Here is a 17,110-nt window from a genome sequence, read left to right on the forward strand (position 1 = left end):
GCTAAGATTTTATATTCATTTTCCATTTCTCACTGCTTATTAGGCGAAACCCATGACTCAGTATAATGACGCGAAATACCTTACGAGCAATGAGCAAATCTCTATGGTCACCGTGGATAATAATCCTGCTGCTACTCCCGCGACGTTATGGCTTATCGATGATGATGCGGCGCTGCGCTTGGTATTGGCAGATACCTTTGAAGAGGCAGGCTTAACGGTTATTAGCTTTACCCAAGCGCAAGCAGCGTGGACGCGCCTGAACGATATCTTGCAACAGCGCGCATCAGTTGACCAGCTACCAGATGTGATATTGACCGATATTCGTATGCCAATGATGGACGGTCTGTCCTTTAGTGATTGGGTACATCAGCACTTCCCTACGCTACCGATTGTCATTATGACCGCGCATTCCGACCTGAGCTCTGCTATCAATAGCTATCAAACTGGCGCGTTTGAATATCTGCCCAAACCCTTTGATTTAGATGAAGCGGTTGCCACAATTTATAAGGCTATTAATTATCAGCCGAATTTAACAATAACAAATGATGCAACTAAGCCTGCTCAAAAGACTGTCAAAAAAGCTAAAAAGGAAACCAAAACGACCACCGCACTTAAATCTAAACCTAAAAACCCAACAGGTAGCGATATTAATAACAATCCAAGCGGTATCATCGGTCAATCGCAAGCGATGCAAACGGTGTTTCGCGCGATTGGACGCTTGGCCCATTCTCCTATTACCGTTTTGATTACTGGTGAATCAGGCACAGGTAAAGAGCTGGTGGCAGGTGCGCTTCATGCCCATTCTCCAAGAGCGCAGCAACCTTTTATCGCGCTTAATATGGCAGCGATACCGCATGATTTAATTGAGTCAGAATTGTTTGGTCACGAAAAAGGCGCGTTTACTGGTGCAACGACGACGCGGCAAGGTCGTTTTGAGCAAGCGGACGGCGGTACGCTATTTTTAGACGAAATCGGCGATATGCCGTACAGTACTCAGACGCGGCTGCTGCGCGTATTGGCCAACGGTGAGTTTTTTCGCGTCGGCGGACAGCAACCGGTCAAAGTCAATGTGCGCATCATTGCCGCTACCCATCAAAACTTAGAAGAATTGGTCAAACAAGGCAAATTTCGTGAAGATTTATTTTATCGCCTTAATGTCATTCGTATGCCATTGCCGCCCTTACGGACGCGTCCTGAAGATATTCCTGCATTAGCTACCTACTTTATGCAGCGTGCCGCCAAACAATTAAATAGCGCCGAAAAGCAGCTGCATCCTACCACGCTTCAGATGATGCAAGCTTTTGCGTGGCGCGGTAATGTCCGTCAACTTGAAAACGTTTGCCTTTGGCTGACCGTCATGACCACGGGCGATACGGTCATGGTCGAGGATTTACCGCCAGAGCTGCTAGACGATGCTGACCCTAATGTAGAGCAACAAAGCAATGCGGCATATCACGTTCCTCAAAACAGTCAACTGACCCAAACGAATGATAAGCAAAGCTGGCAGCAAGCGTTGGCTATATGGGCTGAGCAGTCGCTGCAAACGGGTGAAACCGATATTTTACAAACCGCAACGCCCGAGTTTGAACGTGTGTTGCTGCAAGCTGCGCTCAATCATAGCGGTGGTAAAAAAATAGCAGCCGCCAACTTACTGGGTTGGGGACGCAATACTTTGACGCGCAAATTACAGCAATTAGAGATTAGCGCATCAGAGCAAAATAATTGAAATTAAAACCAGAAATCATTATAAAAAATTCCTATAAATATCAGTATTTTATGAAATATATCGAAAATAATGACCAAATAATTAAAAAAAATCGCAAATAGGGGTTGCCAAACGATTCAAACTCTATATAATAGCCAACCACTGAGACGCACTACCGAATCAGTTAACTATCTCGATGGCATTTGAATTTAACTGCCTTTGATGATAGAGTAACGAAAATGGGGCTGTGGCGGAATTGGTAGACGCACCAGATTTAGGTTCTGGCGCCGCAAGGTGTGAGAGTTCGAGTCTCTCCAGCCCCACCATTTTCGGATAGTACATCTTAGACCAAATATTAAAGCCTGCTTTTTAGCAGGTTTTTTTGTGTCTAGAGTTTAGCATTCATGATTATAATCTTTCCAAATCCACCACAATCTCTTCCATACTTTGATACCTTCTCTCTACCCGCTTCGCCAAAGTTTTATCAATGATACTTTGATAACCACTATACTCTAACGGCAATGTTGGAACTGGCTGTTGGCAATGTTGAATTGCCCATTCTCTTAACGGCTCACCACTCGGATTATCAATATTAAACGGTCGCTCGCCCGTTAATATTTCATACATTATTATCCCAAACGCATAAATATCACTTTGCAGCGTTGCGCCCTGCCCTTGCCAGCGTTCAGGGGCAAGATAGGCTGGCGTACCAGCACTATCTCCCGTACTATTTTTATCACTGTTTTTAGCAACATCATGATTAATTGCTTCTGCCAAAGCAAAGTCAGTTAATAATAAATCAGGTGTGATACTGCTATTATCCGCATGATTTGGCATGAAACCATCTAGCAAAATATTACTAGGCTTAATATCATTATGTAGCCAGCCAATGTTATGTAGCTTGGCGACGAGAAGAGCAGACTGCACAATAAAATGATGCTTTTGTATGTCTGCTAATCGCGAGTGATTTTGAGAATTAAGCTGAGATGCCAAGCTGCCATTTGGATAATAAGGCGTGACCAATACAATCAGCTGCGAAGACGGTTTTAGTATTTGAATCGTGACGTTATCGTAGGCTAGTATTGGTGGAGCGATAGCAGGCAGGCTGTTTTCACTGATTGATATATTTATAGATTTTAAAACGTCAGCCTCGTAAGCTAAATCAGCCGAGTCGTGATTGGTATCAGCACTTAACTGCCATTTAATCATCACCTGACCAAATTGCGCATGCTGACTGCGCGTTAACCCTTGGTAATTGGCCTCACCACTATCACTTTGCTGACTGACTCGCTGATGCGCTATCTTGCGATAATGCAAGCTTGAGAATAAAGTGGTCAGCACTGGCAGAGTTTTCTGTGCTTGCGTTTGTAGTGCTTGTTTCGAAGACCTTCTTTCTATACTTGCGTGCTTTGCACACGCTTTTTCTGTAGATGGATTACTGGCACTATTTTTCATGGTAAAGTGAAACCTTTATGCGTCTAGTATGCCAAACGACATTTTAATTTATATAAGCGACCAATTATTATGCCCCAATCCACTAACACCCATATGAATTATGCCCTACCCGACCATTTATTGGATTTGCTTGGGCAGTACCTCCAAGAGCAGGTCACGCCAACTATCGAGATTGATCCTGCCCAGCTAGCCTATCGCTGGGTTGGCGGTCATCAGGGCCATCTAGAGCCGCTGGCTGTTAACTTGTTTTTAAGTTTAGATGACTTGCATGGTATCGATACGCAAAAGGCAAAACTGGTACAGAACACACGGCAGTTTCTAAAGGGCTATCCTGCCAATCACGTCTTGATGACAGGCACACGCGGCGCTGGCAAGTCATCGCTGATTCGAGCATTGCTACAAGCTTATCATAGCGAAGGACTGCGTATTATTGAAATTGCCCGTGATGACCTGCGGGTGCTTGATAAGATTCGCGCCGCCATTAATGCGCTGCCAGCGGATTGTGGTTGCCACTATGTGGTGTACTGTGATGACTTGGCATTTAACGGTCAAGATGAGAGTTATCGGACATTGAAGAGTGTGTTGGACGGCTCGCTGGACTCAGAACAAGACAAGCTATTGGTCTATGCCACCAGTAACCGCCGTCATCTTTTGCCACAGCTGATGAAAGACAATGTCAATATCTATAACGGCCAAACCGATGAGGTCAACCCTTATGAAACCATTGACGAGACTGTATCGCTGTCTGATCGATTTGGGCTTTGGTTGTCCTTTCATCCCATGGATCAAAACACTTACTTACACATCGTGCGCCATTATTTATCGCTTTCGCCAAGCCGCAATCTAAATAATGCGAATGACGTTAAAGAAAGTAATCATAATGAAGAAGAAAATAAGACGCTACCTGATAATATCAGAGCAGCAGCATTACGCTGGGCATCAGAGCGCGGCGGACGTTCGGGACGTGTGGCGTACCAGTTTAGCCGCTACTGGATAGGACAAACACAATTGGCAGCTGAGGATAATAACTCTTAAAAGTTATTTAGATTTATTGTTTATAATCGCGTGCAGAGCCTAGATACTGCACGCGGCTACCCTCTTCTTCGTCTATCAAATCAGCTGAGCCATTCACCATATATTGGTCAAAATCTGCTGCTAACCATAGATTGCCTGCATAAGTACTTTGGGCATCCAAGCGAATATGCGCCATGTTCGGCGTACTACTCTGTGGGTTATCAAAGCTTTGATAGCGAGCGCTAAAATGGGTCAAAATTAGATTCTTAACCTCATTGTTTTGAGCGAACCTACCTACCAGCTGTGCCCTACTATGCATGGGATCAAAGTCTGGATTTTTTGCCTGAATCTTATGTAACACCTCATGGGTATAAGTGGCTTCATGCACCAGTAGATCTACACCAGCTACTGCCTCTCTTAAGCGCTCCGGCGTGTCGTTATCTCCAGCAACTACTACCTTTGTACACTGACTCTCATTATCGACATAATCCACTGAATAAAGCTTGCGACCGTCTTCGGTCACAACATCTTCACCCTGTTGCAGTCTGCCCCACAGCGCGCTTGCTGGAATACCTGCCGCTGTTAATTTATCGGTATTAAGTGTACGTCGGCTGATGGTTTCAGTCATCGCAAATCCATAAGAGGCGACACGATGCGATAAAGGATGAATATCTATAATTAGCTGATGCTGGTGGTCTAAATTGATCGTTACTTTACCTTTATGCTTATCATTTGGCTCAGACAACAAATCTTCTATCGCCATAAAGTTAATGACAAACGGAAAGTACAGCTCAGTCGTTAAGGTAATCGCCTCAAGCAGCGTTGCTATCGCTTTTGGCGCAATAAGCGTTAGCGCTGCAGTACGACCTGACATTGCCGTACTCGCCAGCAATCCTGGCAAACCATAGCAGTGATCGCCATGCACATGGGTAATACAAATCGCTTCGAGTTGATGTAAGGATAACTTGGTATGTAAGAGCTGCTGCTGGGTGCCTTCACCGCAATCAATTAAAACCCAAGGACGCGATTTTTTCTTTTGTTGTTGATTTGCCCCTGAGCTATAAGGATTGAGGCACTCGATGGCAAGCGCTGTGACGTTACGCTGTTTGGTTGGTACCCCTGCGGAAGTACCCAAAAAGGTAAGCTTTAGCATAGACACCCTCTTCTATCTAAATCGTTATTTTCTACAACGACTGACATAGCATGGTTCTTTGACCTTCAATCATTTGCCCGCCATTGGCCGTACATTCATTGACCATATTGGACTCATAAGATTTCCAACCACCATAAAAGCTAGCAACACATAAAATCACTACCAGCAATTTTTGTGACCATGCTTTGATAGATACTTGCTGGCTATGCACACTACCATCGGTACTATTCGGCGCTTGTTTAGCAGCAATATTAGTATCATTATTAACATCAATATCGGTATTTTTATTATTTGATTTATTCAAGTCTGTCATTTTTTATCCTAAAAAAGGTTTTGTCTATAAATAAACAAAACCTTTTATTATCATATTAAATTAGTCATTGATTAACGATTAAATGCGCCTCGTTTAGAACTGTAAACGACCGCCCTTTTCTTCGGCACGCTTAAAGGCATCGCGCTCTTCACAACGTTTGAGCCAGTTTAAGATATTGGCATATTTACTGCTATCTAAACCGCCACCAGCATTAGCACCGACGACTGCAAGATGCATTTGGATATCAGCGGCACTGAATTCGCTACCGGCAAACCAATGATTGTCTTGCAGATGCTGCTCCATCATGGTCAATATGGTATCTAAGCTTTTGCTAATCATGCTTTTTTCGACTTGATTGCGGATGCTTTTGCTCACAGGCTTGATAAGCATCGGCGACTGCTCAACCACTTTGGTGAACACCAAACGCATGACCAATGGCGGCATCACTGATGCTTCGGCAAAATGCAGCCAAAAGGTATACGCTTCCCACGCCGCTTCGTTGTCATCCGCAGGCTTGAATTGCTTCTCGCTATCATAATGCTTAAGCAAATACTCAATGATAAATCCTGACTCAATGAGCACACGCTCATTTACTTCTAACATCGGCGCATGACCGAGCGGATGTATTTGTTTTAAACTGTCAGGTGCGCGGTAGGCTTTATTGCGCGCATAGCAAGTCAGTTTATAATCAACCTTAAGCTCTTCTAATAGCCAGATAATACGAAACGAGCGTGAGTTTGCTAAATGATGAAGGTGTAACATAAACCATCCTAGTTATAGTGTGAATAAGCAATAATAATGATAGGTAGCGCCCGCATTCCATTGCTAACATTGCTAAGCCTTTTGAGCAGGATTAGACATGATTGATTAGGCATGATTAAGCATTGTTTTGAGCGTGGCAGCACTGCTGTCGATAATAGCGCAATTAACCAGCCTTTAACACAGAAACTGTGTAGAGCACGGCTACAAAACCATGCCTAGCAAGTCAAACTTATCGCCCTTAAGCTGTCAGTGTTATTTAGCATGTAATTCTTCAATTTTGCGCGTCATCTTGTCTATTCTTTGCTGATATTTTCTAATCTTACGGAAACGATGTGCGGTCAATACGCCTTTAATACGGCGATTTTTTAGGCGGCGGCGCGGCGGGAAACTGCCGACCTGAGGCTCATTATACCCTTGCAAACGGTCGTCACGCTTACGAGTCACATAACCATGCGCACTATCAGCAATCATAATCAGCAGCGCGATAAAAATCATGCCGTACATAAATAACGAGCCACCCTCATCGATGCTTTGGTGCAAAATCGTGATGGAAAATATAAATAGGAATATCGGCTCAAGGTAGCATAAAGTGCCAAATAGCGAGACCGGCAGCTTTTGACTAGCGACCATAGTCAGTGCCATCGCCGCAGTACTGATGATACCCAGTAGCGGCAACAGATACCAAAATTTATCCGTCGCTATCGCAAGCTCAAAACCACCGCTCATATATAAGGCGATGATAACCACCGGTGTTAATAAAACCAAATCCGAAATAAGCCCCGTAATAGGCGGCACGGCAAGTTTACGACGCAGAAGATAATAAGGCGGATAACCCAAACAGACAAATAAGGTTGCCCAAGAAATAGCACCATATTGCCAGACGTCATAGGCAATACCGAGCGCAGCACAGATGGTAGCCACCCACTGTAGCAGCGTCATGTCTTCATTATAAAAAAAGCGCCCCACGATAATCATAATCATTGGGTATAAGAAATACCCCAATGTCACCTCTAGACCCAAATCATTGACGGGTGCCCACATGAATATCCAGATTTGCGCGCCCAAAATCGGTGTGGGTATGATAAATAAAAACCACTCTTTTGCGGTCTTTAAGGTTTTGAGGTAATCAAAAATATGCTGCCATTGCTTAAGGACACTGACCAGTAGCACCAAGCTGAGTAGCATCATCAGCACGCGCCAAGAAGCAACCTGCGTCCCCGATAATGGCTGCATCAGTAGACCAAATAAAAATAGCAATGCATAGAGAAAATTTGCTGCCACTGCAACGATGGTGCCTTGCGACGTCTGATTGGTGGGGAACATAACAACAGCCTTTAGAGATAAGCGCACGTCCTTGGCAATTTTGAAAAAAAACAAAAGCCTCAGACGCGAACGTCGGAGGCCTTCTGTCTATAAGCTTTTTATCTATAGAATTTTTTGCTGATAAATCAATCGTATAATGTTGAGATAAACGCTGTAAATACTAAGTGCTTATATCAAGCTTTACATTATGTCAAAGTCAGAATAGATAAGCAATACATTGACTTAACCCGCCTATTCATTTTGATGTTTGGTTTATTTAAGCTGCACCCTTAACTCATATCCATCACCCTGCTTACTTAGTATCTAGCTGCTCGATTTTACGCTGTATTCTATCCATCTTTTTTTGATAACGACGCATCTTACGGAAACGATGGGCGGCTAACACCCCATCGATACGGCGATTTATCAAACGGCGGCGTGGTGGAAAGCCGCCCACTTGTGGCTCGCGGTAGCCATGCAAATGATTATCACGGCGACGACGAAGATAACCCATTACACTATCAGCAATCATGATAAATAACGCCAAAGTAATCATGCCGTACATAAATAACGAGCCGCCTTCATCGAGGCTTTGGTTTAAAACGGTAATGGACAAAACAAACAGCAGCATCGGTTCTACATAACTTAGGGCACCAAATAATGACACTGGCAGCTTACTACTCGCAACCATGGTCAGTGACATGGCAAGCGCACTAAAAGCACCGAGCAGCGGTAATAAATACCAAAACTTTATGTTTTGTGCCGCCACGCTAAATCCGCCACTGCTATACAGCATGATGAGTACCACCGGCGTCAGCAAAGTCAAATCTGACAGTAAACCGGTAATAGGCGGTACGGCAAGCTTACGCCGCAGGAGATAATAAGGCGGATAACCCAAGCATACAAATAACGTCACCCACGATACCGTCCCATATTGAAAGATATCATAGCCAATCCCCAGTGCTGCCAGTAGCGCCGCCATCCATTGCAATGCACTCATATGCTCATGATAAAAAAAGCGCCCCAGCACTATCATCACCAGCGGCAATAAAAAATAACCCAAAGTGACATCAAGACCGAAACCATTGACCGGCCCCCACATAAACAGCCAAATCTGCCCACCCAATATCGGCGTAGGTAATATAAATATCAGCCATTCTTTCGGGGTTTTTAAAGTTTTTAGATAATCAAAAACGTGTTGCCATTGCTTAGTAAAACTGACCAATATCAGCAAGCTCAATAGCATCATCAGCACCCGCCATGACGCTACTTGCGTACCTGTTAAGGGCAACATAAATAGCCCAAACAAGAACATCAATGAAAACAAAAAACTGGATGATATTGCAGCTAAGGTTCCCTGAAAAGTTTGATTGGTCGTAAGCATAACAACGGCCTTAAAATAGCGCTTAATGGGTATTATTTATAATAAGTTTATAAAGGTTAGTAATCATAATCAGTCAAATGTAATATCAATATTTCACGTATTGCTGGTATAAGTTTTTTGCAGCCTCTGTCTGCGTAGGCACAGCAAGCAAGAAAAACTTATACCAGCAGTGCCGTAGCGTTTTAATGTATTTTAACTATAAAAGCTAAGATGTATAGGTTAAAAGCTAGAAAATGGACTTTGAGAATAAACAGCACTCAAAAAAAAGCCCCCAACGATATCGTCAGAGGCTTTTTCTAGAGCAGTATTGCTAACTAAACTAAAAAGCTAACAACTGAGATATTTACTCGTCATCGTCTGTGTTTTCATCTGCTGCATCATTCGATGTTTCATTGTCTACTGAATCGTCATGTACACCATCAATAACGTCATTGATATCGGTCGTCGCGCTGTTGCCAGTTTCGGCATCAATATCGATTTGCTCTTGACCCTCTACTGCAAACGTTCCATCTTCTCTCATAGCATCGACTAGCTCGTCGTCGCTTTCTTCGTGCTCAACACGCGCCATGGCAACCAGCTTCTCGTCTTTTGATAGACGAATCAGCGTCACACCTTGCGTATTACGACCAGAGCTTGCTACATGCTCAACTGGGGTACGCACTAATGTACCTTTGTCAGAGATTAAGATAATATCGTCTGTAGAGTCAACCTTGGTAGCACGAACGAGTGCACCATTACGCTCACTGGTTTTAATAGCAATCACACCGCCACCGCCACGATTTTGCGTATTGAACTCATCGATAAAGGTACGTTTACCAAAGCCGTTTTCACAAGCAATCAGAATTTCGCGCACATCATCTTCGATAACCACCAATGATTTAATAAACTCATCAGCCGCCAGACGCATACCACGAACGCCTTTAGCCGTACGACCCATTGCACGCGCATCATTTTCATCAAAACGAATCGCTTTACCACTTGAAGCAAATAGCATCACTTCTTGGCTACCATTGGTGATACGAGCGCTGACCAATTTATCGCCTTCTTCCAAACCAACGGCAATCAAGCCGTTCGATCGAATATTGGCAAACTGTTTTAGCTCGACACGCTTCACAGTACCATTGGCAGTTGCAAAGAAGACAAAAGGTGGCTCCGCTTGCGTGCTATCGTCTAAATTATTATCTTCTGATAAGCTGTCATCGCCATCTACTGATATCTCACCTTTGCTAGATAACTCTTCTACTATTTTTGGAATAGGCAGTATCGTGGTGACCGTTTCATCAGGATTTAAACCAATTAAATTCACCAATGGACGACCACGCGCACCGCGACTGGCAATCGGTACTTCAAAACCACGTAGACTAAAGACACGACCACTATCCGTAAAGCATAGTACGGTGGCGTGCGTTGAGGTCACAACCAAGTGATCAATCACATCGTCTTCTTTCATCGCGGTCGCAGATTTGCCTTTACCGCCACGTTTTTGCGCCACATAATCATCAATCGGCTGCGTTTTTGCATAACCCGTACGAGAAACCGTCATGACCACGGTTTGTTCTGGGATAAGGTCTTCACGGTTAAAGTCCATACGTGAATCGATAATATCGGTACGACGCTCATCACCAAAGTTTTCACGAATCTCAATCATCTCGTTTGAGATAATGGTCATTAGCTTATCAAAATCTCCAAGGATAGACTCTAAATTTGCAATTTCACGCAGCAAATCTTGGTATTCTTCGGTCAATTTGTCTTGCTCAAGGCCGGTTAGACGATGCAGCTGCATGTCCAAAATAGCATTGACCTGCTCCAGTGATAAACGATAACGCTCTTCACCTTCAATCAGACCAAACGGCGCTTTTGGATCTTCACCTTCGATAAAGTCAGGACGTACCGACTGGCTACCTGCAGCGGTTAGCATCGCCACCACGCTACCTGAGCCCCACGTATTAGTCAGTAAATTTTCACGAGCCAAACCGCGGTTAGCCGATGCTTTAATCGTCGCAATAATCTCATCAATGTTCGCTAGTGCAACGGTTAAACCTTCTAACAAATGACCACGAACGCGTGCTTTATTAAGCTCATAAATGGTACGGCGCGTCACCACTTCTTGGCGATGGCGTACAAATGCTGCAATCAGCTGACGTAAGGTCAATAGCTTTGGCTGACCGTTATCTAGCGCCACCATGTTGATACTAAAGCTAGATTCAAGCGGTGTCTGCAGGAACAAATTGTTAACAATCACTTCCGCCGTTTCACCGCGGCGCAAATCAATGGCAATACGCATACCGTCTTTATCAGACTCATCACGAATCTCGGTAATACCTTCGATTTTCTTATCACGTACCAATTCAGCAATACGCTCAATCAGTTTGGCTTTATTGGTTTGGTAAGGTACTTCGGTAAAGACAATGCGCTCACGGTCACGGTTGACACCGGTGTCGCTCATCGGTTCAATAATATAGCGACCACGTACGTGTAGGCGACCTTTACCGGTGCGATAAGCGTCTAAGATACCCGCGCGACCATAAATAATACCGCCCGTTGGGAAGTCAGGACCTGAAATATGCGACATCAACTCTTCGGCAGATATTTGCGGGTTTTCAGCATAAGCCAAACACGCATTAATCACTTCAGTTAGATTGTGCGGCGCCATATTGGTCGCCATACCAACTGCAATACCGGTTGCACCGTTGACCAATAAGTTTGGAATACGCGCAGGCAACACGCTTGGCATACGCTCAGAGCCATCGTAGTTGTCTTCCCAGTCGACGGTGTCTTTGTCCAAGTCAGCAAGCATTTGATGGGTCAGCTTGGTCATACGGACTTCGGTATAACGCATCGCTGCCGGTGGATCATCATCAATCGAGCCAAAGTTACCTTGGCCGTCAACCATCGGGTAACGCAAGCTAAAGTCCTGCGCCATACGTACAATCGCATCATAAACAGCACTATCGCCATGCGGGTGATATTTACCGATGACGTCACCGACCACACGCGCCGACTTCTTATAAGCTTTATTATAATCGTTAGACAGCACATGCATCGCGTACATCACGCGGCGGTGTACCGGTTTGAACCCATCACGCACATCAGGCAGCGCGCGCGAGACGATCACGCTCATCGCATAATCCAAATAGGACTGCTTTAATTCATCCACGATGGCAATAGGACTGATCGAGTCGCTCATATACACTCCTTCACTCACATACTTTCTCTAAGGGTTGCGCGCCTAAAAAAGTGCTTACACTGATATAAAAATATAGCTGCACAAACGCGCAACTATGATTGCTATCTCAACGCTAAAAAGTACCATTAAACGGGCAAAACCATAGGAAAATGGCGATACGGTTTTTGTTAAAAGTAATGTTTAATTAAAGAAGCTATTTTAGCACATTTTTGTCTATTTAGGGGGTTCTCGATGCTATTAAAATCAAGCAAAACAGCTCATTAGCGTTGAGTTTTGCCTTTAGCAATAAGGATAAAAACGACTTTAGCAACAGAGCATTGTCTTTGCCGTTTTTAAAGGCTGTTTCATAAAAAAACTGTACCCCGGGGATACAGTTTTTCGCGAGTAAGACAAAAACTACTTATATGTTTAACTAGCAAGCATTTTAAACAGCTTTGAATTCCTGATTAAAGAATTCACGCGTAGCTTCAGTACAGGCTGGGCTGACCAAACTGCCATGATAGTTGATATAGAATGCCAAGAATGATGCTACACCACCGTTTGGATCTGCATCATCTTTAACTTTTTTAACGCTATTACTAAAGTCTGTTTGTACTTTCTTGACAACGTCGTTGACTTTCCACGTGTTCATTGACGCCTGTCCAATGATAGTCAAAGTCTGATTGTCTGGGCGCGATGCTTCGTTATCTTTATCCACATCTAACACCGTAATATTAAGTTTCTTAGCAGGATTTTTGGCCACTTCTGCTTGTAGCAGTTTTACCACCGCGCCGGTATTAGTATCAAAATATACGGTCGGATCTTGGTTACCACCACAAATGAATGTCGGCATAGTAGGCACATAACCACGTAAGTCATTATCCTTAAGCGCCTTACGCAAGTTATTTTGCGGATTAGCAGCCGGTAAATTATTACCATTAGCTAATGTTAGACCATCAGGATTTTTTTGTGCATCTGCCACATAAGCCGCACGAAAATCTGTTTTAATCAGATAATCGGTCTCATCGTAGCCACCTAAAATAGAAAACAGCTTACCTTGCTCTAAACCTGCCAGCCTTGGATCGCTAGGATTTTTTTGGAATAAAGCATTATTTGGCAATTTACCTGCTTTGACCAACTCACCAAACGCTACGTCACTAGGCAGCTGCGCGTCGGCATATTTATCTAAGAAAATATCTGATTTTTTATTGTAAATATTACCGTATTTTGCCTGTAAGCCAATACCAAGCAGAGGTGCAAAACGTGACGCGCCAATATTGACATTGCCCATAAAGATTTCATCACCAAAAGCTGCCAACGCATAAGGGCCCGAAGATGGCGCAATTGCCGTCACTGGTTTTTTCTGTGATTCTAGTAATCTCGCGGTTGCCATAGTGACATAGCCGCCTTGCGAGTAACCGGCGATAAACAGCTTACCCGAGTCATCAATTTTACTGTAATTGGCATCATTGGCGCGTTTTTTGCGTTCGATAATGCTGCGCGCGCTATCTAGAGCGTCGACCATGTCGGTGGACTGCTGCTGGGCAACCAAATAAGGATGGTAGTCAAGTTTTGAGGTATCATAGCCCGCATAGTTGGGCGCGACAACGATATAGCCTTGGGCGGCAAAGTTTGCAGCAATTAAGTTGGCTTCCCCTACCGCAGGGTTTTTAATATTCCCTACTTGGGCAAAATCATAGCCTTTATCAGTCGTCGTGCCATGCGCGTATAATAATACCGGGCGATCACCTTGGCATTCAGCCGCATCGCCAGTGGGTAGCATTAAAGCGGCCGTGGCATTGGTATCTTCATCGGCGGCACCTTTGGTATCGTAGCTGACTTTTTCTATGGTAACGCCGCATTTGGCCACAGGCGTTGCGGTACTTCCAAGCCCAAAACTACTATTTATATCGTTTGCCGTAAAGGTTTTTACAAATTTAGCGCTGGCAGAAGATGAAGGCGACTCAACGAAACGCTCATTATCATCGCCACAACCAACAAGTAATAAGCTACTGGCAATCGCTAGCGATAATAGAGCGCGCGTCATGATGGGTTTGTTTATAATTGAACGGGGTAAGACCATGATTGCTATCCTTAGCAGTAGTAAAACAAAAAAATTGCCTAAAATCCTTGGCAATAGATAAATAAAACCTAGCTGATATTTTTAATAAATACTTTTTAGAACTCGCTTTTTTAAATCAAACTTCTAAGTCAGATGGCTTAGACGACTGAGTGATAATCAATGTGACAGTCAATGTAAAAATCAATGAAAATCAATGAAAATCAATGAAAATCAATGCTTAGGCTTCACTATTTATACGCTAAAACCCTATTAAAATCCAATAAAAAAGTGATGAAAAACCATTTCAAATACTTTAGATAAAACAGAGCCCGTTATGAATCACGAAAGCAGCCAATCAACTGACCAGCCCAGCAAGCAAGCCATCACACCGTCACTTAACCAACCCGATACGCGTACGGATCGCAGCTTTGATGCGATTGCTGACCACTTTAAAAAAAAGGTTTACGGCGGCTTAAAGGGCGACATTCGTCTGGCAGTATTGCGCCGTGATATTGTTGCCTATTGCACGCAGATGAGCCAGACACTTGGGCGACCGTTACGTATTTTGGATGTGGGCGCTGGGCTGGCGCAAATTGCGATTGAGCTTGCCACTCAAGGGCATACGCTGGTTATCAATGATATCTCAGCCAATATGCTGCAGAAAGCACAAGCAAACGCTGAAATAGTTAAAAAGGATTTGGATATTAGGTGGTACGTTTGCCCGTATCAAGAATTAGAAGAAAAGTTGGCTGCAGAAAATAATGGAAAATTTGATTTGATAATGTGTCATGCGCTGCTTGAATGGTTGGCAGAGCCAGCCGCTGTGATGGATTTTTTTGATAAGCATTTAACTGAAAATGGCGCGCTATCGCTGTGCTTTTATAATCCAGCGAGTTTTGATTATCGCAATCTTATTATGGGTAATTTTAACTTATTGGATAACACTGAATATAAAGCGGACAATAAGAAAAGCCTCACGCCCAATCATCCGGTCGCTAAAGAGGAAGTTGAATCTTGGTTAGAAGCTCATCATTATCACACGATACTTGCCAGTGGCTTGCGCGTATTTCATGATTATTCGCCGCTAAAACGTGGCGGTCATAACGACCCTGAGGCAGTGATACGCATGGAATTACGTTACTCACAACTCGAGCCCTATAAATGGCTGGGACGTTATTTGCATATACTGGCAACGCGCCATGCTTAACGCCTTCGTTAAACTTAAAAAGTAGTGCCAAGCTTAAAATTGACAACTACCTGACGTCTTCCACGCGCTCTGACCTATCATACTCTGACCATGTAGTGGCATTGATGTCTTTTTCATCAAACACCACTACGTGCTCTAGGATAGGTAAGATACCAATTTGTGAACCAATCTCATGGTTATGATGACTGGCAACTAACGACAGTACGGTTTGACCGTCGGCAAGCTGTAAGCGATAAAGATAGTTTGCTCCGCGAAATACACGTCCGACTACTAAAGCCGTTTGCGTGCTTTCATCGTCATGCACAATATCATCAGGACGTACTAACACCTTAATCGGCGTACCATTCGGATAGTCGTACTCGCAATACTGCGGCTGCCCTGATTCATCATAAACTTCCATGCGGCGATAAATATCACCAAGCGCGGTTTCAACATGACCTTCTTTGATAATACCGTCTATCATTGCGCCTTCGCCAACAAACTCAGCGACAAACGGGCTGACTGGCTCATGATATAGCTCACTTGGCGTCGCCCATTGCACCAATTTACCTTTATCCATCACCCCGACTTTATCGGCTAACGCAAAGGCTTCGTTTTGATCGTGAGTGACCAAAATAGCGGTGGTATTGGTACGTTTAAGGATATCACGGACGTTCATCGCCAGTGACTCACGTAGCACCACATCCAAGTTAGAAAATGGTTCATCAAGTAGCAAAAGCTTGGGCTTTGGTGCCAATGCGCGGGCTAATGCTACACGCTGTTGCTGTCCACCCGATAGCTCACTAGGACGTTTATCCGCATGTTCCGACAACTCTACCAGCGCTAGCATCTCTTTAACGCGGGCTTTTTTGTCAGCAGCCGACCATTTGTTTAGGCCAAAAGCGATATTTTTTGCCACGCTTAAATGCCCGAATAAGGCATAATCCTGAAACACCATGCCCATGCCGCGCTTGGCTGGCGCGACCGCAAAGGTAGTACGTGCGGTTTGTTCCGTTAAACGCTGATTGCTTAAGCGAATCTTGCCGCCACGGCTTTGTTCTAAGCCTGCAATCGCCCTTAGGGCCGTGGTTTTACCGCAGCCGCTATAGCCTAAAAAGCAGCCGATTTCACCTTGCTGCAAATCTAGCGATAAGCCATTAACGATAATCGTATCGTCATAACCAACGATTAAATCTTGAACGCTAAAATAAGCATCATCAATGCTAGTGTTCTTTTTAGAGGAATTAAAAACAGGGTTATCTTGCAAGTGAATTTGTCCTGCTGTTTCTTTATTTAAGGCAGTCTGATCTGATACGCTTTGATCTGATACGCTTTGATTTAAAGTATCTTGTGTCGATGAGCTGTGAAGCAAGCTTTTATCCGCTTGCAGCTGTGCTACCTGAGCTTTGGTTAATAGGGTGACGGGTGGTTTTTTCACATGCTCCGGTCTTGGCTTACCGCCTATCTTTAAGGATTCAGGCTTTAAGGATTTAGACGCTGCTGGATTGGTTGAATCGTTCATCAAGTCAGTATACATAGACGGTACCAGTAAGCTATTAGTGAATAAAACCCATCATTGACGCGGTTTTTAATATTGCTCTTTTTAAT

Annotated in this window: 12 protein-coding genes and 1 tRNA gene; 4 read left to right on the forward strand and 9 right to left on the reverse strand. The window is 44.0% G+C overall.

Annotation, left to right across the window (positions count from 1 at the left end; genetic code table 11):
• Positions 1-52 precede the first annotated feature (52 nt).
• Complete coding sequence (locus tag ACP7AA_RS00915; protein ID WP_426222382.1) at positions 53-1,726, forward strand: sigma 54-interacting transcriptional regulator; 1,674 nt, start codon at positions 53-55, stop codon at positions 1,724-1,726.
• A 220-nt stretch (positions 1,727-1,946) separates the two neighbouring features.
• A tRNA-Leu gene (locus ACP7AA_RS00920) sits at positions 1,947-2,031 on the forward strand.
• A gap of 82 nt (positions 2,032-2,113) precedes the next feature.
• Here ACP7AA_RS00920 and ACP7AA_RS00925 read toward each other — a convergent pair.
• A complete protein-coding gene (locus ACP7AA_RS00925) occupies positions 2,114-3,160 on the reverse strand; it encodes a serine/threonine-protein kinase (protein WP_426222383.1) in 1,047 nt (348 codons plus the stop codon).
• A gap of 69 nt (positions 3,161-3,229) precedes the next feature.
• Here ACP7AA_RS00925 and ACP7AA_RS00930 point away from each other — a divergent pair, with 69 nt between their 5' ends.
• The gene (locus ACP7AA_RS00930) at positions 3,230-4,195 is read left to right on the forward strand and encodes an ATP-binding protein (RefSeq protein ID WP_426222384.1); all 966 of its coding nucleotides are present in this window, start codon (positions 3,230-3,232) and stop codon (positions 4,193-4,195) included.
• Between the two features lie 13 nt (positions 4,196-4,208).
• Here ACP7AA_RS00930 and ACP7AA_RS00935 read toward each other — a convergent pair whose 3' ends face one another.
• The 7 genes from ACP7AA_RS00935 to ACP7AA_RS00965 form a co-directional block, all read right to left on the reverse strand.
• Positions 4,209-5,327 carry a ribonuclease Z gene (locus tag ACP7AA_RS00935; protein WP_426222385.1) on the reverse strand — a complete coding sequence of 373 codons (1,119 nt, stop codon included), beginning with the start codon at positions 5,325-5,327 and terminating at the stop codon, positions 4,209-4,211.
• A gap of 31 nt (positions 5,328-5,358) precedes the next feature.
• Positions 5,359-5,640 carry a hypothetical protein gene (locus ACP7AA_RS00940; protein ID WP_426222386.1) on the reverse strand — a complete coding sequence of 94 codons (282 nt, stop codon included), beginning with the start codon at positions 5,638-5,640 and terminating at the stop codon, positions 5,359-5,361.
• A gap of 93 nt (positions 5,641-5,733) precedes the next feature.
• The gene (locus tag ACP7AA_RS00945; protein WP_426222387.1) at positions 5,734-6,402 is read right to left on the reverse strand and encodes a glutathione S-transferase; all 669 of its coding nucleotides are present in this window, start codon (positions 6,400-6,402) and stop codon (positions 5,734-5,736) included.
• 252 nt (positions 6,403-6,654) lie between these two features.
• Positions 6,655-7,725: an EamA family transporter RarD gene (rarD, locus tag ACP7AA_RS00950; protein ID WP_426222388.1), complete on the reverse strand. Its 1,071-nt coding sequence runs from the start codon at positions 7,723-7,725 to the stop codon at positions 6,655-6,657.
• A gap of 292 nt (positions 7,726-8,017) precedes the next feature.
• On the reverse strand, positions 8,018-9,088 hold the full coding sequence (gene rarD / locus ACP7AA_RS00955) for an EamA family transporter RarD (RefSeq protein ID WP_296174825.1): 1,071 nt from the start codon (positions 9,086-9,088) through the stop codon (positions 8,018-8,020).
• Positions 9,089-9,431: 343 nt separating this feature from the next.
• A complete protein-coding gene (gyrA, locus tag ACP7AA_RS00960) occupies positions 9,432-12,275 on the reverse strand; it encodes a DNA gyrase subunit A (RefSeq protein WP_426222389.1) in 2,844 nt (947 codons plus the stop codon).
• Between the two features lie 424 nt (positions 12,276-12,699).
• A complete protein-coding gene (locus tag ACP7AA_RS00965; RefSeq protein ID WP_426222390.1) occupies positions 12,700-14,337 on the reverse strand; it encodes an alpha/beta hydrolase family protein in 1,638 nt (545 codons plus the stop codon).
• A 313-nt stretch (positions 14,338-14,650) separates the two neighbouring features.
• On the opposite strand from ACP7AA_RS00965, the gene ACP7AA_RS00970 reads away from it, so the two are divergent.
• Positions 14,651-15,523, forward strand: coding sequence for a methyltransferase domain-containing protein (locus ACP7AA_RS00970; RefSeq protein WP_426222391.1), 873 nt, complete (start codon positions 14,651-14,653; stop codon positions 15,521-15,523).
• Between the two features lie 46 nt (positions 15,524-15,569).
• On the opposite strand, the gene ACP7AA_RS00975 is transcribed toward ACP7AA_RS00970, so the two are convergent.
• Complete coding sequence (locus tag ACP7AA_RS00975) at positions 15,570-17,039, reverse strand: ABC transporter ATP-binding protein (protein ID WP_281491131.1); 1,470 nt, start codon at positions 17,037-17,039, stop codon at positions 15,570-15,572.
• Positions 17,040-17,110: the final 71 nt, after the last annotated feature.

Source organism: Psychrobacter sp. DWR1-2-3, from assembly GCF_049896465.1.
GTDB classification, from domain to species: domain Bacteria; phylum Pseudomonadota; class Gammaproteobacteria; order Pseudomonadales; family Moraxellaceae; genus Psychrobacter; species Psychrobacter maritimus.

Excerpts from the sequence above, each read along its gene's own strand:
- ACP7AA_RS00915 (WP_426222382.1), top strand. The coding sequence starts at position 53 with ATGACTCAGTATAATGACGCGAAATACCTTACGAGCAATGAGCAAATC.
- ACP7AA_RS00925 (WP_426222383.1), bottom strand. The coding sequence starts at position 3,160 with ATGAAAAATAGTGCCAGTAATCCATCTACAGAAAAAGCGTGTGCAAAG.
- ACP7AA_RS00930 (WP_426222384.1), top strand. The coding sequence starts at position 3,230 with ATGCCCCAATCCACTAACACCCATATGAATTATGCCCTACCCGACCAT.
- ACP7AA_RS00935 (WP_426222385.1), bottom strand. The coding sequence starts at position 5,327 with ATGCTAAAGCTTACCTTTTTGGGTACTTCCGCAGGGGTACCAACCAAA.
- ACP7AA_RS00940 (WP_426222386.1), bottom strand. The coding sequence starts at position 5,640 with ATGACAGACTTGAATAAATCAAATAATAAAAATACCGATATTGATGTT.
- ACP7AA_RS00945 (WP_426222387.1), bottom strand. The coding sequence starts at position 6,402 with ATGTTACACCTTCATCATTTAGCAAACTCACGCTCGTTTCGTATTATC.
- rarD (WP_426222388.1), bottom strand. The coding sequence starts at position 7,725 with ATGTTCCCCACCAATCAGACGTCGCAAGGCACCATCGTTGCAGTGGCA.
- rarD (WP_296174825.1), bottom strand. The coding sequence starts at position 9,088 with ATGCTTACGACCAATCAAACTTTTCAGGGAACCTTAGCTGCAATATCA.
- gyrA (WP_426222389.1), bottom strand. The coding sequence starts at position 12,275 with ATGAGCGACTCGATCAGTCCTATTGCCATCGTGGATGAATTAAAGCAG.
- ACP7AA_RS00965 (WP_426222390.1), bottom strand. The coding sequence starts at position 14,337 with ATGGTCTTACCCCGTTCAATTATAAACAAACCCATCATGACGCGCGCT.
- ACP7AA_RS00970 (WP_426222391.1), top strand. The coding sequence starts at position 14,651 with ATGAATCACGAAAGCAGCCAATCAACTGACCAGCCCAGCAAGCAAGCC.
- ACP7AA_RS00975 (WP_281491131.1), bottom strand. The coding sequence starts at position 17,039 with ATGTATACTGACTTGATGAACGATTCAACCAATCCAGCAGCGTCTAAA.